The organism is Aeromonas sp. 11P (assembly GCF_051920165.1).
In the GTDB taxonomy this organism is placed as follows: Bacteria; Pseudomonadota; Gammaproteobacteria; order Enterobacterales; family Aeromonadaceae; genus Aeromonas; species Aeromonas veronii.
Map to the genome: position 1 here is coordinate 2858376 of NZ_JBQBDJ010000004.1, position 19020 is coordinate 2877395.

Below are 19020 nucleotides of genomic sequence, written 5' to 3' on the forward strand. Positions count from 1 at the left end.
CGGATCCTAATAAGAGATCCAGTAAAAGATCGATCTAAAGATCCTTAAGATCTAATTAGTGGATCCTCCCTTCATACTGAACGTTAAGTAGACGTTCCCCTCAGGACGCGAAACAGATAGAATGTTCCGCCCTTTAGCCCAGGCAAATAAAGATCTTCAGGCGTGCAGATCAAGGTGATCCCAATGCAATACCATGAACAATTTGATGTGATCGTCGTCGGTGGCGGTCATGCCGGAACCGAAGCAGCAACAGCGGCAGCCCGTATGGGCATGAACACCCTGTTGCTGACCCACAATATCGATACGCTGGGACACATGTCCTGTAATCCGGCGATCGGCGGGATCGGCAAGGGACACCTGGTCAGGGAAGTTGACGCACTCGGCGGGATCATGGCGCGTGCCATCGATCTTGGCGGGATCCAGTTCCGCACCCTCAACTCCTCCAAGGGCCCGGCAGTACGAGCCACTCGTGCCCAGGCGGATCGCCTGCTCTACAAGGCTGTCGTTCGCCAGATGCTGGAGAACTACCCGAACCTGAAGATCTTCCAGCAGGCTTGTGACGATCTGATCATGGATGGGGATCGTGTTGCCGGTGTGGTCACCCAGAGCGGGATCCGCATCAGCGGCAAGACTGTGGTGCTGACGGTCGGTACCTTCCTGAATGGTTTGATCCACATCGGGATGGAAAACTACAAGGGCGGCCGCGCTGGGGATCCTCCGTCGATCGCCCTGGCCCAGCGCCTGCGTGAACTGCCGCTGCGCATCGATCGTCTCAAGACTGGCACCCCGCCGCGCATCGATGCCCGCAGCGTCGATTTCTCCGTAATGCAGGAACAGCACGGCGACGATCCGCGTCCGGTCTTCTCGTTTATCGGCAATGCCAGCCAGCATCCCCGTCAGGTGCCCTGCTACGTCACCCACACCAACGAGCGTACCCACGAGGTGATCCGCAATAACCTGGATCGCAGCCCCATGTACGCCGGGGTGATCGAGGGGATCGGCCCGCGCTACTGCCCGTCGATCGAGGACAAGATCACCCTTCGCCGACAAGACTGCGCACCAGATCTTCGTCGAGCCGGAAGGCCTGACCACCCACGAACTCTATCCGAACGGGATCTCCACCAGCCTGCCGTTTGACGTGCAGGTGCAGATCGTCCGTTCCGTGCGCGGCTTCGAGAACGCCCACATCACCCGTCCGGGCTATGCCATCGAATATGATTTCTTCGATCCGCGGGATCTCAAAGCCAACATGGAGAGCAAGTGCATTCCAAACCTGTTCTTCGCCGGCCAGATCAACGGCACGACCGGTTACGAAGAGGCTGCGGCACAAGGCCTGATGGCCGGTTTGAACGCGGCCTTGCGTGCCCAGGACAAGGATCCCTGGAACCCGCGTCGGGATCAGGCATACATGGGCGTGATGATGGACGATCTCTCCACCCTGGGAACCCGCGAGCCTTACCGCATGTTCACCAGCCGCGCCGAATATCGCCTGTTGCTGCGTGAAGACAACGCCGATATCCGCCTGACCGCCATCGGTCGCGAGCTGGGTCTGGTGGATGACGAGCGCTGGAGCAAATTCAACGCCAAGATGGAACAGGTCGAGCTGGAGCGTCAGCGCATGCGTTCAACCTGGATCCACCCGCAACATCCGTCACTGGAAGCGGTCAACGCCCTGGTCAACACCCCGCTGACCCGCGAACAGAGTCTGGAAGAGCTGCTGCGTCGCCCCGAGGTGACCTATGATGCGCTGATGGCCATCGAAGGGGTTGGCCCCTCCGTGACTGATTCTGCCGCGGCCGAACAGGTTGAGATCCAGATCAAGTACGCCGGTTACATCGAGCGTCAGCACGATGAAGTGGAAAAGCAGCTGCGCAACGAGAACACCCTGCTGCCGCTGGATCTGGACTATCGCGAGGTGAACGGCCTCTCCAACGAGGTGAAAGCCAAGCTGAACGATGCCAAACCGCAGACCATTGGTCAGGCTTCCCGTATCTCCGGCATCACCCCGGCGGCCATCTCCATCCTGCTGGTTCACCTGAAAAAACACGGCCTGCTGCGTAAAACCGCCTGAGGAATACCATGTTGGAAAGATTGAACGGCCTGCTCAAGCAGGCCGAAATTGTTATCACCGATACCCAAAAGAGCCAACTGGTGCAGTTGGTCGAGTTGCTGCACAAGTGGAACAGGGCTTACAATCTCACCTCGGTGCGAGATCCGGACGCCATGCTGGTCAAGCATATCCTCGATAGCCTGGTGGTAAGCCCCCACTTGCACGGTGAGCGCTTCATCGACGTGGGGACTGGTCCCGGCCTGCCTGGACTGCCTCTGGCCATCATCAACCCGGACAAGCAGTTCGTTCTGCTCGACAGTCTGGGTAAACGGATCAACTTCATCCGCCAGGTCATTCTGGAGCTGGGGTTGACCAATGTGACGCCGATCAAATCCCGGGTGGAAGAGTATCAACCCGAAGTCGGGTTTGATGGTGTACTCAGCAGAGCGTTCGCTTCGCTGGAGGACATGCTGAGCTGGTGTCACCACCTGCCGTCAGAACAGGGCTGCTTCCTGGCGCTCAAGGGACAATATCCCGAGCAGGAGCTGGCCCAGTTGCCTGCCAATATCCGTCTGGTAGCCTGTCATGAGTTGCGGGTGCCGGAGCTGGAAGGCGAACGTCATCTGCTGGAATTCAAACATATCCAGCCCGAATAGGGTCGCAGTTTCATTTAGGGGATAGTGTGGGAAAAGTCATTGCCATAGCCAACCAGAAGGGTGGAGTGGGTAAAACCACCACCTGTGTGAACTTGGCCGCCTCCATGGCCGCCACCCGGCGCAAGGTGCTGGTGATCGATCTGGATCCGCAGGGCAATGCCACCATGGGCAGCGGCGTCGACAAGTACGAAGTCGAGCGCACCGCCTATGAGCTGCTGATCGAGGATGCCCCCATCAGCGAGGTGATCATCCCCGAAACTTCCGGTGGTTATCACCTGATCGCCGCCAACGCCGATGTGACCGCGGCCGAAATCCGCCTGATGGAGTTTTTCGCCCGCGAGATCCGCCTGCGCAATGCGCTGGCCTCGGTGCGGGACAAGTACGACTACGTCTTCATCGACTGTCCCCCTTCCCTCAACATGCTGACCGTGAATGCCATGGCTGCCGCCGACTCCGTGCTGGTGCCCATGCAGTGCGAATACTACGCGCTGGAGGGGCTCACTGCCCTGGTCGACACCATCAGCAAGCTGGCCGCCGTGGTTAATCCGGATCTCAAGATCGAAGGGGTGCTGCGCACCATGTTCGATCACCGCAACCGGCTGGCCAATGATGTGTCCGATCAGCTAAAACAGCACTTCGGCGACAAGGTCTACCGCACCATCATTCCCCGCAACGTCAGACTGGCAGAGGCGCCGAGTTTTGGTGCGCCGGCCATGCACTATGACAAATCATCGGTGGGCGCCAAGGCCTACCTGGCACTGGCTGGCGAGATCCTGCGCCGCCAGGAGCAGGAACGTCAGGCGACCATCGCAGACCGAGAGAGCGTATGACTCCGAAAAAACGTGGACTGGGCAAGGGGCTTGACGCTCTGCTCAGTACCAGCACGGCTGCCCGCCAGAAACAGGTGATGAGCGATCAACGTACCGAAGAGGCCATGCTTCCAGCCCATCAGACCGAACTGCGCAAGTTGCCGGTTGAGTGGCTGCACTCGGGCAAGTATCAGCCGCGCAAGGACATGTCGCAGGATGCGCTGGAAGAGCTGGCCAACTCCATCCGCGCCCAGGGGGTTATCCAGCCCATAGTGGTGCGTCCGGTTGCCGAACACTCTTTTGAAATCATCGCCGGTGAACGGCGCTGGCGCGCGTCCCAATTGGCCCGGCTCGAGGTGGTACCCTGCATCGTCAAGGATGTACCTGATGAAGCTGCGGTGGCCATCGCGTTGATTGAAAACATCCAGCGGGAAGATCTCAACGCCATCGAAGAGGCGGTTGCCCTGCAGCGATTGCTGACCGAATTTGAACTCACCCACCAGCAGGTGGCCGAGGCGGTGGGCAAGTCCCGCACCACAGTGACCAACCTGCTGCGCCTTAACCAGCTCAACGATGATGTGAAGCGCTTCGTCGAACACGGCGATCTCGACATGGGCCACGCCCGTGCCCTGCTGGCTCTGAGCGGTCAGGCCCAATCCGAACTGGCCAAACTGGTTGCCCAGAAGGGGCTGACCGTGCGCGATACCGAAAAACTGGTGCAAAAGGCGCTGGAGCCGGCAAAAGCCAGGGTCGAGCCGGTCCGCGATCCCCAGTTTGGTTACCTGGAACGCCAGCTGGCTGAAAAAATTGGCAATCAGGTACAACTTCAGCCCGGCAAGCGGGATAGCGGAAAGTTAGTAATTAGTTACGAGAACTTGTCCGATTTGGACCGTATATTGGGCTATTTTGGCATGTCGGAATCGTGATTTTTACGCTTTTTGTAGTAATAAAACATCCATTCCTTTTGATATGGCCATAACCTTGATTTGCCGCGGAAAGCCGCAAAAATTAAGGATTTTTGTCATATTGCAATAGCTGTCTTCAAGGGTATAATTTGACCGGCTTTAAGAGCTGTTAACATGGGGTCTTCGGATCCCGATTTTTTACAGTTCTGTAATGTTCAGGGGTAGGTTGGTGAAGCAGAAATTAGCCTTGGAAGGTTTGACACTGGCCTTGGTTATGCTCGTTTGTCAGCTCATCCTGATCCTGGCGGTGAGTGCTGTCTGGTTTTATCTGACGGGTGCCAACGCCGGTTATTCCGCCCTCTACGGAGGGGGGATGTACTGGGTTCCTCAAGCCTTGTTTACCGTCTGGGTGCTGCGCCGCAAGGCAACCACCGAGAGTGTGGGCTTGGTTTTGCGGGACTTTTATGGTGGGGCAGGGATTAAGCTCATTTCTACAACAGGTCTATTCGCCCTGATGTTTGGTGCGGGAGTCGAGGTCGTTACCGTCTCGTTTTTCGCCACTTATATCCTCGCCCTCGTTGTACAGTGGATGGTTTCATTCACGCTTAACAACCACTATTAGGAAAACTCATGTCTGCAACCGGAGAAGTCCTGACTCCTCAGGGATATATCTCCCACCACCTGACCCACCTTCAAGTCGGGTCCGGGTTCTGGACGGTCAATATCGACTCAATGGTATTTTCCGTCGTGCTAGGCGCCCTGTTTATCCTGCTGTTCCGCAAAGTAGCCGTTAACGCTACCAGCGGGGTGCCGGGTAAGCTGCAGTGCTTTGTGGAGATGCTGGTCGAGTTTGTGAATGGTAACGTCAAAGACATCTTTCACGGTCGCAACAAGGTCATCGCACCTTTGGGACTGACGGTGTTTGTGTGGATCTTCCTGATGAACCTGATGGATCTGATCCCCGTTGACTTTATCCCTCACGCTGCACAATTGATGGGTATTCCCTATCTGCGTGTGGTTCCCTCTGCTGACGTTAACATCACCATGTCCATGGCTTTGGGCGTGTTCTTCTTGATCCTGTATTACAGCATCAAGGTCAAGGGGATCGGCGGGTTTGTAAGGAGCTGACGCTTCAGCCTTTCAACCACCCGGCGGCCATCCCGGTTAACCTCATCCTGGAAACTGTAACGCTGATTTCCAAACCTGTTTCTCTGGGTCTTCGACTGTTCGGCAACATGTATGCTGGCGAACTGATCTTTATCCTGATTGCGGGTTTGTTACCCTGGTGGTCACAGTGGATCCTGTCCGTGCCTTGGGCAATTTTCCACATCCTGATCATCACTTTGCAGGCATTCATTTTCATGGTTCTGACCATCGTATATCTGTCGATGGCGCAGGAAGACCATGGTTGATGCAACTCAAATAATCCTTTTTATACAATCAATTACATCTAAATAACTGGAGATCCTCATGGAAAACTTGAACATGGACCTGCTGTACATCGCTGCTGCAATGATGATGGGTCTGGCTGCTATCGGCGCTTCCATCGGTATCGGTATCCTGGGTGGCAAGTTCCTGGAAGGCGCTGCTCGTCAACCGGATCTGATCCCTGTTCTGCGTACCCAGTTCTTCATCGTAATGGGTCTGGTGGATGCGATCCCGATGATCGCCGTTGGTCTGGGTCTGTACGTGATGTTTGCGGTTGCTGGCTAAGTCGTTACGACTCTCCAGGCATAACCCATTAACTAACTTAAGAGGACATCGGCTGTGAATATCAATGCCACCCTCCTCGGCCAAGCAATTGCTTTTTTCTTCTTCGTAGTGTTTTGCATGAAGTACGTATGGCCGCCGCTGATTGCAGCCATCGAAGCCCGTCAGAAAGCTATTGCTGACGGTCTCTCTTCTGCCGAACGTGCCAAGAAAGATCTGGATTTGGCCAAGGCCAACGCCACCGATCAGCTGAAAGAAGCCAAGCTGCAGGCTGCTGAAATCATTGAACAGGCTAACAAACGTAAAGCCCAGATCATTGATGAAGCTGCCGCTGGTGCCCAGTCTGAGCGGGAAAAAATCCTGGCTCAGGGCCGTGCCGAGATCGAAGCTGAACGTCATCGTGCCAAAGAAGAACTGCGTAAGCAGGTTGCTGCTCTTGCCATTGCTGGTGCAGAGAAGATCCTGGCGCGTCAAATCGACCAGGCTGCCAACAGCGACATCGTCGACAAACTGGTAGCAGAACTGTAACGGGAACGGGGCTATGTCTGAACTGACTACAATCGCTCGCCCCTACGCCAAGGCTGCTTTCGAGTTTGCCGTTGAGCACAAGGCGGTTGACCAGTGGCTGGGTATGCTCGGTTTCGCTGCGCAAGTAGTGGAAAACGAGACCATGCACAACCTGGTAAACGGCTCTGTGGCCGCCGAAGAGCTGGCAACGCTGTTTGTCGGTGTCTGCGGTGAGCAACTCGACGTGCATGGCCAGAACCTGATCCGGGTGATGGCCGAGAATGGTCGCTTGGGTGTGCTGCCGGCGGTCGTTGCTGAATTTGTAGCGTTCAAAGCTGAACTGGATAAAGAGGTTCAGGCTGACGTGATTTCGGCGATCGAACTGACCGACCAGCAGAAAGCCAATATTCAGGCTTCTCTGGAACAACGTCTCGCGCGCAAAGTGAAGCTGAATTGCAGCATCGATGCGTCCTTGATGGCCGGGGTGCTCATCAAGGCCGGTGATCTGGTAATCGACGGCACAGTCCGCGGTAAGCTGGATCGCATGGCTGACGCGCTGCAATCTTGATTGGGGTATTAGAGCATGCAACTGAATTCCACTGAAATCGCCGAGCTGATCAAGCAGCGCATTGCGCAGTTTGATGTAAAGAGCGAAGCGCGTAACGAAGGTACTATCGTCTCTGTGAGCGACGGTATCATTCGTATTCACGGCCTGGCTGATGCCATGCAGGGTGAGATGATCGAGCTGCCGGGCAACCGCTACGCTCTGGCATTGAACCTGGAGCGTGACTCCGTCGGTGCGGTGATTATGGGTTCCTATGACGGTCTGTCAGAAGGAATGAAAGTAAAAGGTACTGGCCGTATTCTGGAAGTGCCGGTAGGTCGTGGTCTGTTGGGCCGGGTGTTGAACACCCTGGGTCAGCCGATCGACGGTAAAGGTCCGATCGACAACGACGGCTTCTCGCCGATCGAAGTGATCGCACCGGGCGTTATCGAGCGTAAGTCTGTTGACCAGCCGGTCCAGACCGGTCTGAAAGCCATCGATGCCATGATCCCAATCGGTCGTGGCCAGCGTGAGCTGATCATCGGTGACCGTCAGGTTGGTAAGACCGCCATCGCGATCGACACCATCATCAACCAGAAAGATTCCGGCATTAAGTGTGTCTACGTTGCGATTGGCCAGAAGGCCTCCACCATCGCCAACGTGGTGCGCAAGCTGGAAGAGCACGGCGCCCTGGCCAACACCATCGTGGTGGTAGCCTCTGCCTCCGAAGCTGCTGCCCTGCAGTACCTGGCTCCGTATGCCGGTTGCTCCATGGGTGAGTACTTCCGTGACCGCGGTGAAGACGCGCTGATCATCTATGATGACCTGTCCAAGCAGGCCGTAGCTTATCGCCAGATCTCCCTGTTGCTGCGCCGTCCGCCAGGACGTGAAGCCTACCCGGGTGACGTTTTCTATCTGCACTCCCGTCTGCTGGAGCGTGCTGCTCGCGTTAACGCCGAGTACGTAGAGAAGTTCACCAAGGGTGAAGTGAAAGGCAAAACCGGTTCTTTGACCGCGCTGCCGATCATCGAAACCCAGGCTGGTGACGTATCTGCGTTCGTTCCAACCAACGTGATCTCCATCACCGATGGTCAGATCTTCCTGACTTCACAGCTGTTCAACTCCGGTATTCGTCCGGCGGTTGACCCGGGTATTTCTGTATCCCGTGTAGGTGGTGCTGCTCAGACCAAGATCGTCAAGAAGCTGTCCGGTGGCATCCGTACCGCGCTGGCCCAGTATCGCGAACTGGCGGCATTCGCCCAGTTCTCTTCCGATCTGGACGAGGCGACTCGCAAGCAGCTGGATCACGGTGTGAAAGTGACCGAGCTGATGAAGCAGAAGCAGTACTCTCCGCTGAGCGTGGCTCACCAGTCTCTGGTGCTGTTCGCCGCCGAGAAAGGCTATCTCTCCGATGTCGAGCTGAACAAGATCGTCGACTTCGAAGCCGCTCTGCTCTCTTACGCCAATACCCAGCATGCCGAGCTGATGGCTGAAATCAATGCCAAAGCCGACTACAACGATGCGATCGTTGGCAAGCTGACTGCGTTGCTGGATAGCTTCAAAGCAACCCAGACCTGGTAAGCGTGTGTGGCAGCGTGAGCTGCCACTTGATGGAGAGTAAGAGATGGCCGGCGCAAAAGAGATACGTAACAAGATCGGGAGTGTGAAAAACACTCAGAAGATCACCGGCGCTATGGAAATGGTGGCAGCAAGCAAAATGCGCCGTGCGCAGGAACGCATGTCTGCCAGCCGTCCGTACGCTGAAACCATGCGCAAGGTGATCGGCCATATCGCTCAGGGGAACTTGGAATACAAGCACCCCTACCTCATCGAACGTGAGGTCAAGCGAGTGGGTTACATCGTCGTCTCCACCGACCGTGGCCTGTGTGGTGGTCTGAACATCAACCTGTTCAAGGCAGCCCTCAATGATATGAAGCAATGGAGCGCGAAAGGTGCCAAGGTTGACCTGGCTCTGATCGGTAACAAGGCCTCCAACTTCTTTGAACGGCACGGCGCCAAGGTTAAAGCTCATGTCGCAGGACTGGGCGATAGTCCGAGCGTCAATGACCTGATTGGTTCAGTCAAGGTCATGCTGAAGGCTTACGACAACGGTGAGATTGACAAGCTGTATCTGGTGTACAACAAGTTCGTCAACACCATGGTGCAGCAACCACGGGTCGATCAACTGCTGCCTTTGCCCGTAACTGAAGACAGCAAGCTCGCCAAGAAACACCACTGGGATTACCTCTATGAGCCGGATCCCAAGAAGCTGCTGGATACCCTGCTGGTTCGCTATGTCGAATCTCAGGTTTACCAGGGTGTAGTGGAAAACTTGGCAAGTGAACAGGCAGCCCGATGGTTGCCATGCAAGCCGCGACTGACAACGCCGGTAACCTGATTAACGATCTGCAACTGGTATACAACAAGGCCCGTCAGGCCAGTATTACCCAGGAGCTGACAGAGATCGTATCCGGTGCTGCTGCGGTGTAAGGCAAGGGTTATCAAAGGTTTAGAGGATTTGACATGAGTAACGGTTTCATCGTCCAAATCATCGGCGCTGTGGTGGACATCGAGTTCCCGCAGAATGCCGTGCCCCAGGTGTACGATGCACTGAAGGTCGTTAGCGAAGGTCAAGGCCAGGGTCTGGTGCTGGAAGTTCAGCAACAGATCGGTGGCGGCGTCGTTCGTTGCATCACCATGGGCTCCTCCGACGGTCTGCGTCGTGGGTTGGAAGTAGTGAATAGCGGTAAATCCATCCAGGTTCCGGTCGGTACTGCGACTCTGGGTCGGATCATGAACGTACTGGGCGAGCCAATCGACGAAAAAGGTCCGATCGGTGAAGAAGAGTGCTGGTCTATCCACCGTGCTGCCCCCAGCTACGAAGATCAGTCCAACAGCAACGATCTGCTGGAGACCGGCATCAAGGTTATCGACCTGGTATGCCCGTTCGCCAAGGGTGGTAAGGTTGGTCTGTTCGGTGGTGCCGGTGTAGGCAAAACCGTAAACATGATGGAGCTGATCCGTAACATCGCGATCGAGCACAGTGGTTACTCTGTGTTCGCCGGTGTAGGTGAGCGTACCCGTGAGGGTAACGACTTCTACCACGAGATGATGGAGTCCAACGTACTGGACAAAGTATCTCTGGTTTACGGTCAGATGAACGAGCCGCCCGGAAACCGTCTGCGCGTTGCGCTGACCGGCCTGACCATGGCCGAGAAGTTCCGTGACGAAGGTCGTGACGTGCTGTTCTTCGTGGACAACATCTACCGTTACACCCTGGCCGGTACTGAAGTATCCGCACTGCTGGGCCGTATGCCTTCCGCAGTAGGTTACCAGCCGACCCTGGCCGAGGAGATGGGTGTTCTGCAAGAACGTATCACCTCCACCAAGACCGGTTCCATCACCTCCGTACAGGCCGTTTACGTGCCAGCGGATGACTTGACTGACCCGTCTCCGGCGACCACCTTCGCCCATCTGGATGCGACCGTCGTACTGTCCCGTCAAATCGCGGCACTGGGTATCTACCCGGCCGTTGACCCGCTGGACTCTACCTCTCGTCAGCTGGATCCGCTGGTGGTTGGCAAAGAGCACTACGAGACCGCTCGTGGCGTTCAGACCGTACTGCAGCGCTACAAAGAGCTGAAGGACATCATCGCCATCCTGGGTATGGATGAACTGTCAGAAGAAGACAAACTGACCGTAGCCCGTGCCCGTAAGATCGAGCGTTTCCTGTCCCAGCCGTTCTTCGTAGCAGAAGTGTTTACCGGTTCTCCGGGTAAATACGTGCCGCTGAAAGAGACCATCCGTGGTTTCCAGGGCATCCTGAAAGGCGAGTATGACGATCTGCCCGAGCAGGCGTTCTACATGGTTGGCGGTATCGACGAAGTCGTCGAGAAATCCAAGAAACTGTAAGCCTCGACAGGAGGGCCCATGGCAGAGATGATCTCCTTTCACCTGGACGTGGTGAGCGCCGAAGGAAAACTGTTTTCCGGTCGCGTGCAATCCGCTCAGGTATCAGGCTCCGAAGGTGAGTTGGGTCTCCGCCACGGTCATGCTCCGTTGCTGACTGCCATCAAGCCGGGCCTGGTCCGCTTGGTGAAGCAGAACGGAACTGAAGAGGTGCTGTACATCTCCGGCGGTATGCTGGAAGTACAACCTGAATCCGTGACCGTGCTGGCGGACACTGCGATTCGTGCTGACGACTTGGATGAGGCGAAAGCCCAGGAAGCCAAGCGCGCAGCCGAAGAGCGGATCCACAGCTCCCATGGTGATATCGACTACGCCCAGGCCGCCACCGAGCTGGCCAAGGCGATGGCTCAACTGCGAGTCATCGATATCGTCAAAAAGAATTACCGCTGATAACGGTGATGTAAAAAGCGACCTTCGGGTCGCTTTTTTTTTACCCGTTGGATAGACTCCGCCGAGTATTTCTCATGTTCCAAAGGTCAATTTATGTCCCTCAACGTCGTGATCCTGGCGGCGGGTAAAGGTACCCGCATGCGCTCTTCCCTGCCCAAGGTACTCCACCCGGTAGCCAACAAACCCATGGTTTCCCATGTGATCGATACTGCCCGTCAGGTCGGTGCCGAGCAGCTGCATCTGGTTTATGGCCACGGTGCCGAGCTGCTGAAAGAGCGGATCGTGGCGGCCGATGTGAACTGGGTGCTGCAGGCGCAACAGCTGGGGACTGGTCACGCCGTCGCTCAGGCCATCCCGTTTTGGAAGGATGAAGACGACGTGCTGGTGCTCTACGGCGATACCCCGCTGATCCAGCCAGAGACCCTGCAGCGACTGCTGGCTGCCAAGGCGGAAAACGGGATGGCACTGCTGACCGTGGTGCTCGACAACCCCACCGGCTATGGCCGCATCGTCCGTGAAAATGGTCAGGTGGTCGGCATCGTCGAGCAGAAGGATGCCAATGCCGAACAGCTGGCGATCCGCGAAGTGAACACTGGTGTGCTGGTGGCCAATGGGGGCCAGTTGCGTCAATGGTTGTCTCGTCTCGATAACAAAAATGCCCAGGGCGAGTTCTATCTGACCGATGTGATTGCCATGGCGCACGCTGATGGCTGCCCGATCGCAGCGGTCCATCCGGAGCGCGCCGCCGAGGTGGAAGGGGCCAACAATCGGGTGCAATTGGCCCAGCTTGAGCGCAGCTATCAGCAGATGCAGGCTGAGAAACTGATGATTGCAGGTGCAACCATGATCGACCCCGCACGCTTTGATTTGCGTGGGGTTTTGGAAATTGGTGAAGAGGTCGTTATTGATGCAAACGTCATCATTGAGGGCAAGGTGACTCTCGGCAATCACGTTCGTATCGGCGCCGGTTGCGTACTTAAGGATTGTGTCATTGGCGACCACACCGAGGTGAAACCCTACTCGGTTATCGAGGGTGCACAGGTGGCAGATCAGTGCTCAGTGGGCCCGTTTGCCCGCTTGCGTCCGGGGGCGGTTCTGGAGCAGGATGCGCACGTTGGCAACTTCGTCGAGATGAAGAAGGCCCGTCTGGGGGTTGGTTCCAAGTGCGGTCATCTGACCTATCTGGGTGATGCCGAGATCGGGGCCGGGGTTAATATCGGTGCCGGTACCATCACCTGCAACTACGACGGGGTCAACAAATTCCAGACCATCATCGAGGATGATGTGTTTGTCGGTTCCGATACCCAGCTGGTGGCGCCAGTGCGCATCGGCAAGGGGGCGACTCTGGGGGCGGGTTCTACCATCACCAAGGATGTGGCCGAGAACGAGTTGGTGATCACCCGGGTGCCCCAGCGTCACATCAAAAACTGGGCTCGTCCGGTCAAGAAGAAGTGATGCCCGATCAATAAAATAGAACCGGCGCCTGATGGCGCCGGTTTTTTTTGGCTTATGACTGATGGTTGGTGTCACTGGTCGATGACTGGGGGGCCGCCCATGTGGTCGCGGGTGCGCTGTAGTCCATCACCTGATACCAGTCGAGCTTGCGGGTCAGCAGCATGATTAGCGCCTGGGTGGCGAACAGCAGCAGGGCTCCGAGCAGCAGGGCGATCTCTTCGGCCTGCAGCAGGCTGTAGAGGATGGCATAGACCAGCCCGAGCAGCGCCGCGAAGCCGATCCCCTGCTTCGGGCCACCCAGCACATGACTGAGGTAGAAGCCGTTGAGCAGCACACTGGCCAGTGCGGCCACCAGATAGGCCCAGCCAAAGCCGAGGTGCTCGGTCAGCGCCAGCAGTACCAGATAGAAGATAGCCAGCCCCATGCCCACCAGCGCGTACTGGATCGGGTGAACCCGCAACCCCTTGAGCAGCTCGAACATAAAGAAGCTGATAAAGGTGAGGCCGATAAACAGCAGGGCATATTTGGCCGCACGCTCGTTGAGCTGATAGTGATCCACCGGCTGCACCAGACTGACGCTGAAGGTGGAGAGATTGCTATCGCCCCCGTTCATCATCCGGTTGAAGCGGGTCTCCATGTCGCTGGCGAACCAGCTGGTTTGCCAGTTGGCCTCAAACCCTTGTGGGCTCAGGGTGCGACTGCCCGGCAGAAAGTCACCGATAAAGTTGGGGTGGGGCCAGTTGCCCGCCAGCTGCAGGGTGCTCTCCTTGCCCAGCGGGACTATGTCGAGGGCGTTCATCCCCTGTAGATTGAGCTCCAGATGGAAGGTGCCATCCTGTTGCGGCAGGCTGTCGATCGGGGCATGGATACCCGCCAGCGCATCACCGAGGCGGGCGCCGGGGGCAAACGGGATCCGCTGTGTGCCGAGTTGCAGTTCGGGCACGCTGTTGATACCGCGGGCATCGGAGAGCACCAGGCTCAGGTAGGGTTTGCCCGCCACCAGCTCGGCCGTTTCACCGAGCGGTGAGGTCGCGTCATTCAGCAGACTCTGTCGGGTAGGCAGGTGGCCCGATAGGGTGAGTCGGGTCTGGTAGACCTGCGCCTGATAGATGCCCAGCTTGCGCGGGGTGACCTCCATGTTGGCCTTGATATCCAGCTGCTCCGGCAGCAGGTAGCGGTAGATCTGCTCCTGACGGACGAAGCGCTTGCCCTCCTGCTCGACCGTCACCGAACGGGTATAGGGCTGCACGATAATGGGCCCCATCAGTCGTTGCGGGCCGCTGCTGCTGGCCATGATGCTGTGAATGGCCTGACTGCGGTAAGCCTGACGCTCCCGGTTCAGCTCCATGATGGATTGCACCGGTACCATCAGCAGCAAGCTGAGCAACAGCAGCAGAAAGATCTTGTGGGTAAATATCTGTTTGACCATGACACGTCTCCTTGTTGGATGGAGTGAGTCTGTCAGTCCGGCGTGAAGTGGTGATGGGCTTGTGTGAAGTGGTGGTGAACTGTTGAAAAACGGCGCCATCAGGCGCCGTGGGATTGTTCAGGGGCGGGAGCGCACCAACCGAGCGGCTTGGGCGAAACGATCGGTATGGCCGTCGATGAGCCCGTGTATAAAGTCGATGTAGTAGACCAGTTCCGGCATCTCCTCGATGGAGCTGGAGGTCCAGTAGGGGGCTGCATTTTCCCCGTTGTCATGGATATCGGAGAAGAAACGCGGGTCTGTCATTGGCATCCGGCAATTTTCGTCGAGCAGGGTGAAGAGCTCCTCGATGGTGGGGAGTCGCCACCCCTCGCCAAGGCGGGCAGCTTCATCTTTGGCTTCAAGCAGTGTCAGCAGGGCCGGTGTGCCCACGCACCCTTTCCCCTCCAGCCACTGGCTGCCGAGGCTGCACGCCTGCCATTCGAGGTGGTTTAGCCGATCATGGATGACTTCTCCCTGCCGCGTCAGGCGGTCGGAGAGATCACAGGCAGCCAGCGCCATGCTGGCCGGAAGCCAGAGCAGCAATAGAAATAATTTCATGTTTGTCTCGTTTACGAATGACGGTCAGCCCGTTGCTGGTGGGCTGACCGTGGTTATCGGGGGTTATCTGGCGGGAAGCGAGCTCACTGCTTTTTAAGTTGTGCAGGCAGGGCGGCCAGCACCTCTTCTTTCGCTTTGAGGGAGGCGAACTGCTTGCCGGGCTTTTGCACCACGGTATGGACGAAGATCAGCTGCTTGCCCGGTTTGCTGGCCCAGCCGACGAACCAGCCGATCTGCTGATCGCGGTTGAGGCTGCCATCCAGCTTCTTCGGGTAGCCCATGCCGGTCTTGCCGTGGATCTGCCAGCCGTCGATCTCGCTCACCTTGAGGATATTGGCGGTGTACTGCAGGGTCTGCGCCGAGACCGGCAGCTTGCCGCTCACCATCTTGCCGAGGAAGCGAGCCTGCTCCTCCGGACTGATGGCGAGGCTGGAGCTGAGCCAGGCCTGGGTCAGGCCGTCATGCTTGCCCGGATTGCCAGAGAGATCCCGGTTGCCGTAGTCGAAGCGGTCGACGTATTGCTGGAAGCGCTCCATCCCCAGCCACTCGGTGATCTGCTGGGAGAACCAGACCACCGAGTAGGTTTCCCAGCGGCGCGGGGTGGTGGTTTCACGCCAGGCGGGCAGCCAGCCATCGTAGTTCGGCTTGTAGGGCAGCGCCGGATGCTCTTCATCCACCAGATAGCCACTGTCGTAACCCATCAGCGCCAGCGGGATCTTGAAGGTGGACGCGGGCGGCAGCTGGCTGGAGCAGTCCCCTTCGCTGGAGAGGGTCTGGCCGTTGCCGTCAGCATAGAGAAAGCAGCCGCTGGCGGCGGAGGCAGGCAGGGCTGCGAGCAGACCGGCAGCCAGCAGGCTGGAGAGAAGCAGGCGGGACATAGCATTTCCTTGAGCAAATGGATGAGAGAAAGCGGCAGTCTAATGCCGCTTTGTGTGGGGAATGTGAAGTTGCGGGGGGACTAGGCGAACGGCAGCCAGAGTTCCGCCAGCGCGCCCCCTTCCGGCCGGTTGCTCAGGGTCAGACGGCCGCCATGCTGGTGGGCCACCTCATGGGCGAAGCTGAGCCCGAGACCACTGCTCTTGCCTTTGTCCGGGCGCGGCAGGGAGTAGAAGCGCTCGAAGATGCGTGGCAGGGCGTAGTCGGGAATGCCGGGGCCGCTGTCGGTGACCCGAAAACAGTAGCCCTCCTCCTGCTGGCTGCCGCTCAGGGTGACCTGCCCGTTGGCGGGAGAGAAGTCGATGGCGTTGTCCAGCAGGTTGCCGATGGCCTGCTCCACCAGCAGCGGATCCCACTTCTGTTTCGGCGCGCTGGCCAGCTCGGCCACCAGCACCACCTGACGGCGCTGGGCAATGATCTGGCGGGCGTCGAGGGTGCGCTTGCCCAGTTTTGCCGGTTCCACCGACTGGCGATCCAGCCCCTGCCCCGACTCCAGCCGCGCGAGTTGCAGCATTCGCTCGATCAGCTGCTGCATGCGGGCGGTTTCCAGATTGATGTTGCCGATAAAGCGTTTGGCAATTTCGGGGGGCGGCGTTTCGGCCAAAATCTCCCCTGCCCCGCGAATGGCGGCCAGCGGGCTCTTCAGCTCGTGGGTCAGGCTGTGAACATAGGCTTCGATATAGCTTTTGCCATCGAGCTGGTGGCGCATGGTCTCCAGCGAGCGGCCGAGCCGATCCAGCTCGACGGTGTGCAACTGCGGCAGCGGTGCCGCCTCCCCCTTGCTGACCGAGTCGGCGTAGTGCACCAGCTTGCCGATGGCGCGGTTGAGCCACCACACCAGCAGGCTGCCGATCAGCAGCGAGATGAGCAGCATTTGGCCGCCAGCCCGCAGCAGCTCCTGTTCCCCCCGCTCAATGGCGGGCATCAGGGTGCGATTGGGTTTGGCGACGGTGAGGGAGCCGATGATCTCTGCCCCCTCCCGCAGCGGCGCCGCCACATACATCGTCGAGCTGGCGGCATCGTCGGGATCGGAGCGGGTGCTGCGGGCGCCATATTGGCCGCGCAGGGTGCGGTAGACATCGTTCCAGCGGGAATAGTCCTTGCCCAGATCCGTGCCGTCGGAGTCGTAAATCACCATACCCTTCTGGTCAGTGACATAGATGCGGTACTCCGCCTGCTGCTTGAGGTGGCCATCGATCATCGCATTGATGGGATTCTGGTTGAGGCGGGCGAAGGCGCTGGCCAACCGCCCGTTCATCATATTGCCCTCTTTCAGATCATCGAGGGCGAGCGGCGCCAGCAGCTGGGTCATGTCGACCAGAGTATCCTCGGTGGCGCTGCGCACTCCCGGTTTTATCTCCTCGACGAAGATTTCCAGCACGAACCAGGCGGCCAGCGCGAAGATCAGCAGCAGGCCGCACAGCAGTTGCAACCCGAGTCTCATGCCAGCTCCAGGCTGTAGCCCAGCCCGCGATGGGTGAGGATCAGGTTGGCTTCGGGATCATGTTCGCGCAGCTTGGCGCGGATGGTCTTGATGTGGGTATCGACGGTGCGATCCAGACTCTCCTCCGCATCCTGCCACACCAGATCCATCAGCTGTTGGCGGGAGTAGACCCGGCCCGGCGCAAGCATCAGGGTCTTGAGCAGCAGATATTCGTAGCGGGTGAGGGCCAGCGGTTGGCCGCGAAAATGGATGCGGGCCCGCTCCTCATCCAGTACCAGCAGGGCGCTGGGCTGGGGGGCGACGGGCTGGCTGCGGCGCAGGATGACCCGCACCCGGGCACACACTTCCCGTGGCGAGAAGGGTTTGGCCACATAGTCGTCGGCACCGATCTCCAGTCCGATCAGCCGGTCTATCTCCTCGCTGCGGGCGGTGAGGAACATCAGAGGAATATCGGTCAGCGCCCTCACCTGCTTGCAGAGTTCGAAGCCGCTGATGTCGGGCAGCCCCACATCGAGGATCAGGAAGTCGGGTCGCGTCTGTTCCAGTCGTGTCAGCAACTGTTGGCCCAGCATGAACCACTCCACCTCGAACCCGTCGGTCTGCAGGGCGTAAATCAGGGTGTCGGCAATGCTGGCCTCATCCTCCACCAGCCAGATGACTCTCTTTTGCATGGCATCCTCGTCGCAAATTGGCACCCCATTCTGGCATCGAACCAAATCGGATCCTATTTGCTGTTTTATTTTTCCGAAAAAGGGGCTAATATTTCGATGTTCTTTCGAATCGAAACTTAAAAATGACCAAACGTAATACTCAACAACGCCGACACACCATAGTGACCCTGGTACAAGAGCAGGGTGAAGTGAGCGTCGACGCCCTCGCCAAACACTTTTCTACCTCCGAAGTGACCATCCGTAAAGATCTGGCGGTACTGGAGACCGGCGGTCTGCTGCTGCGCCGTTATGGTGGTGCCGTCCCCTTGCCGAACGAGATGGTGGTCGAGGTCAACCCTGAACAAGTTTCGAACCGAAAGTTAGCCATTGCCCGTGCGGCGGCCGAGCGGCTGCGTGATCACAACCGTGTCATCATCGACAGCGGCAGCACCACCAGCGCCATGATCCCCATGCTGGGCAACAAGCGCGGCCTCATCGTGATGACCAACTCCCTCAATGTGGCCGGTGCCCTGCGCGAGCTGGAAAATGAGCCTACCCTGTTAATGACCGGTGGCACTTGGGACCCTCACTCCGAATCCTTCCAGGGGCAGGTGGCGGAACAGGTGCTGCGCTCCTACGACTTCGACCAGCTCTTTATCGGTGCCGACGGTATCGACCCGGAACGTGGCACCACCACCTTCAACGAGCTGGTGGGCCTGTCGCGGGTCATGGCCGAGGTATCGCGGGAGGTCATTGTGATGGTCGAATCGGAAAAGATCGGCCGCAAGATCCCCAATCTCGAACTTCCCTGGTCGAGCATCCATACCCTGGTGACCGACGAGGGGCTGGCCAGCGAGGCCAGAGAACAGATTCAAGCCCAGGGGGTGACGCTTATCTGCGCCCCGGTCACTTGCTGACATCGAGCTCTGAACCATCCAACTGACTTTACGATTTGCATCTCAAGGAGAA

The 19020-nt window shown here is 58.0% G+C and carries 17 protein-coding genes and 3 pseudogenes; 15 read left to right on the forward strand and 5 right to left on the reverse strand.

Going from position 1 to position 19020, the window contains the following annotated elements:
- Positions 1–183 precede the first annotated feature (183 nt).
- The 14 genes and pseudogenes from mnmG (at position 184) to glmU (ending at position 12995) form a co-directional block, all read left to right on the forward strand.
- Positions 184–2071: pseudogene (gene mnmG / locus ACTG1P_RS13185) on the forward strand (tRNA uridine-5-carboxymethylaminomethyl(34) synthesis enzyme MnmG).
- Positions 2072–2079: 8 nt separating this feature from the next.
- Complete coding sequence (gene rsmG, locus ACTG1P_RS13190; RefSeq protein ID WP_440001452.1) at positions 2080–2706, forward strand: 16S rRNA (guanine(527)-N(7))-methyltransferase RsmG; 627 nt, start codon at positions 2080–2082, stop codon at positions 2704–2706.
- A 26-nt stretch (positions 2707–2732) separates the two neighbouring features.
- Entirely contained in the window at positions 2733–3536 is an 804-nt protein-coding gene (locus ACTG1P_RS13195) for a ParA family protein (RefSeq protein WP_440001453.1), read from the forward strand.
- A complete protein-coding gene (locus tag ACTG1P_RS13200) occupies positions 3533–4441 on the forward strand; it encodes a ParB/RepB/Spo0J family partition protein (RefSeq protein WP_440001454.1) in 909 nt (302 codons plus the stop codon). The genes ACTG1P_RS13195 and ACTG1P_RS13200 overlap by 4 nt, the downstream gene beginning before the upstream one ends.
- A gap of 190 nt (positions 4442–4631) precedes the next feature.
- Positions 4632–5042 carry an ATP synthase subunit I gene (locus ACTG1P_RS13205; protein ID WP_440001455.1) on the forward strand — a complete coding sequence of 137 codons (411 nt, stop codon included), beginning with the start codon at positions 4632–4634 and terminating at the stop codon, positions 5040–5042.
- A gap of 8 nt (positions 5043–5050) precedes the next feature.
- Positions 5051–5832, forward strand: a pseudogene (gene atpB, locus ACTG1P_RS13210) (F0F1 ATP synthase subunit A).
- A 58-nt stretch (positions 5833–5890) separates the two neighbouring features.
- On the forward strand, positions 5891–6133 hold the full coding sequence (gene atpE / locus ACTG1P_RS13215; RefSeq protein ID WP_005307205.1) for a F0F1 ATP synthase subunit C: 243 nt from the start codon (positions 5891–5893) through the stop codon (positions 6131–6133).
- 54 nt (positions 6134–6187) lie between these two features.
- The gene (gene atpF, locus ACTG1P_RS13220; RefSeq protein ID WP_005339336.1) at positions 6188–6658 is read left to right on the forward strand and encodes a F0F1 ATP synthase subunit B; all 471 of its coding nucleotides are present in this window, start codon (positions 6188–6190) and stop codon (positions 6656–6658) included.
- 13 nt (positions 6659–6671) lie between these two features.
- On the forward strand, positions 6672–7205 hold the full coding sequence (atpH, locus tag ACTG1P_RS13225; protein ID WP_005339341.1) for a F0F1 ATP synthase subunit delta: 534 nt from the start codon (positions 6672–6674) through the stop codon (positions 7203–7205).
- A gap of 15 nt (positions 7206–7220) precedes the next feature.
- Positions 7221–8762 carry a F0F1 ATP synthase subunit alpha gene (gene atpA, locus ACTG1P_RS13230; protein WP_005339342.1) on the forward strand — a complete coding sequence of 514 codons (1542 nt, stop codon included), beginning with the start codon at positions 7221–7223 and terminating at the stop codon, positions 8760–8762.
- A gap of 43 nt (positions 8763–8805) precedes the next feature.
- Positions 8806–9671: pseudogene (gene atpG, locus ACTG1P_RS13235) on the forward strand (F0F1 ATP synthase subunit gamma).
- A 33-nt stretch (positions 9672–9704) separates the two neighbouring features.
- A complete protein-coding gene (atpD, locus tag ACTG1P_RS13240) occupies positions 9705–11093 on the forward strand; it encodes a F0F1 ATP synthase subunit beta (protein ID WP_005339344.1) in 1389 nt (462 codons plus the stop codon).
- A gap of 18 nt (positions 11094–11111) precedes the next feature.
- On the forward strand, positions 11112–11540 hold the full coding sequence (locus ACTG1P_RS13245; RefSeq protein ID WP_005339345.1) for a F0F1 ATP synthase subunit epsilon: 429 nt from the start codon (positions 11112–11114) through the stop codon (positions 11538–11540).
- A 93-nt stretch (positions 11541–11633) separates the two neighbouring features.
- Positions 11634–12995 carry a bifunctional UDP-N-acetylglucosamine diphosphorylase/glucosamine-1-phosphate N-acetyltransferase GlmU gene (glmU, locus tag ACTG1P_RS13250; protein ID WP_440001456.1) on the forward strand — a complete coding sequence of 454 codons (1362 nt, stop codon included), beginning with the start codon at positions 11634–11636 and terminating at the stop codon, positions 12993–12995.
- 52 nt (positions 12996–13047) lie between these two features.
- Here glmU and creD read toward each other — a convergent pair whose 3' ends face one another.
- The 5 genes from creD to blrA all read right to left on the reverse strand — a co-directional run bounded on the left by creD (position 13048) and on the right by blrA (position 18072).
- The gene (gene creD / locus ACTG1P_RS13255; protein ID WP_440001457.1) at positions 13048–14424 is read right to left on the reverse strand and encodes a cell envelope integrity protein CreD; all 1377 of its coding nucleotides are present in this window, start codon (positions 14422–14424) and stop codon (positions 13048–13050) included.
- 117 nt (positions 14425–14541) lie between these two features.
- Positions 14542–15021: a DUF1566 domain-containing protein gene (locus ACTG1P_RS13260; protein WP_429214195.1), complete on the reverse strand. Its 480-nt coding sequence runs from the start codon at positions 15019–15021 to the stop codon at positions 14542–14544.
- 83 nt (positions 15022–15104) lie between these two features.
- Complete coding sequence (gene blaOXA / locus ACTG1P_RS13265) at positions 15105–15899, reverse strand: OXA-12 family class D beta-lactamase (RefSeq protein WP_181270121.1); 795 nt, start codon at positions 15897–15899, stop codon at positions 15105–15107.
- A gap of 80 nt (positions 15900–15979) precedes the next feature.
- Entirely contained in the window at positions 15980–17401 is a 1422-nt protein-coding gene (gene blrB / locus ACTG1P_RS13270; protein WP_429214197.1) for a beta-lactam sensor histidine kinase BlrB, read from the reverse strand.
- The gene (gene blrA, locus ACTG1P_RS13275; RefSeq protein WP_013724228.1) at positions 17398–18072 is read right to left on the reverse strand and encodes a beta-lactam response regulator transcription factor BlrA; all 675 of its coding nucleotides are present in this window, start codon (positions 18070–18072) and stop codon (positions 17398–17400) included. The genes blrB and blrA overlap by 4 nt, the downstream gene beginning before the upstream one ends.
- Positions 18073–18194: 122 nt before the next feature.
- Here blrA and ACTG1P_RS13280 point away from each other — a divergent pair, with 122 nt between their 5' ends.
- Positions 18195–18968: a DeoR/GlpR family DNA-binding transcription regulator gene (locus ACTG1P_RS13280; RefSeq protein WP_064335026.1), complete on the forward strand. Its 774-nt coding sequence runs from the start codon at positions 18195–18197 to the stop codon at positions 18966–18968.
- Positions 18969–19020: the final 52 nt, after the last annotated feature.

What these genes read in the sequence shown, in the direction of transcription:
- rsmG (WP_440001452.1), top strand. Translation starts at nt 2,080, where the DNA reads ATGTTGGAAAGATTGAACGGCCTGCTCAAGCAGGCCGAAATTGTTATC.
- ACTG1P_RS13200 (WP_440001454.1), top strand. Translation starts at nt 3,533, where the DNA reads ATGACTCCGAAAAAACGTGGACTGGGCAAGGGGCTTGACGCTCTGCTC.
- ACTG1P_RS13205 (WP_440001455.1), top strand. Translation starts at nt 4,632, where the DNA reads ATGTTCAGGGGTAGGTTGGTGAAGCAGAAATTAGCCTTGGAAGGTTTG.
- atpE (WP_005307205.1), top strand. Translation starts at nt 5,891, where the DNA reads ATGGAAAACTTGAACATGGACCTGCTGTACATCGCTGCTGCAATGATG.
- atpH (WP_005339341.1), top strand. Translation starts at nt 6,672, where the DNA reads ATGTCTGAACTGACTACAATCGCTCGCCCCTACGCCAAGGCTGCTTTC.
- atpA (WP_005339342.1), top strand. Translation starts at nt 7,221, where the DNA reads ATGCAACTGAATTCCACTGAAATCGCCGAGCTGATCAAGCAGCGCATT.
- atpD (WP_005339344.1), top strand. Translation starts at nt 9,705, where the DNA reads ATGAGTAACGGTTTCATCGTCCAAATCATCGGCGCTGTGGTGGACATC.
- ACTG1P_RS13245 (WP_005339345.1), top strand. Translation starts at nt 11,112, where the DNA reads ATGGCAGAGATGATCTCCTTTCACCTGGACGTGGTGAGCGCCGAAGGA.
- glmU (WP_440001456.1), top strand. Translation starts at nt 11,634, where the DNA reads ATGTCCCTCAACGTCGTGATCCTGGCGGCGGGTAAAGGTACCCGCATG.
- creD (WP_440001457.1), bottom strand. Translation starts at nt 14,424, where the DNA reads ATGGTCAAACAGATATTTACCCACAAGATCTTTCTGCTGCTGTTGCTC.
- ACTG1P_RS13260 (WP_429214195.1), bottom strand. Translation starts at nt 15,021, where the DNA reads ATGAAATTATTTCTATTGCTGCTCTGGCTTCCGGCCAGCATGGCGCTG.
- blaOXA (WP_181270121.1), bottom strand. Translation starts at nt 15,899, where the DNA reads ATGTCCCGCCTGCTTCTCTCCAGCCTGCTGGCTGCCGGTCTGCTCGCA.
- blrB (WP_429214197.1), bottom strand. Translation starts at nt 17,401, where the DNA reads ATGAGACTCGGGTTGCAACTGCTGTGCGGCCTGCTGCTGATCTTCGCG.
- blrA (WP_013724228.1), bottom strand. Translation starts at nt 18,072, where the DNA reads ATGCAAAAGAGAGTCATCTGGCTGGTGGAGGATGAGGCCAGCATTGCC.
- ACTG1P_RS13280 (WP_064335026.1), top strand. Translation starts at nt 18,195, where the DNA reads ATGACCAAACGTAATACTCAACAACGCCGACACACCATAGTGACCCTG.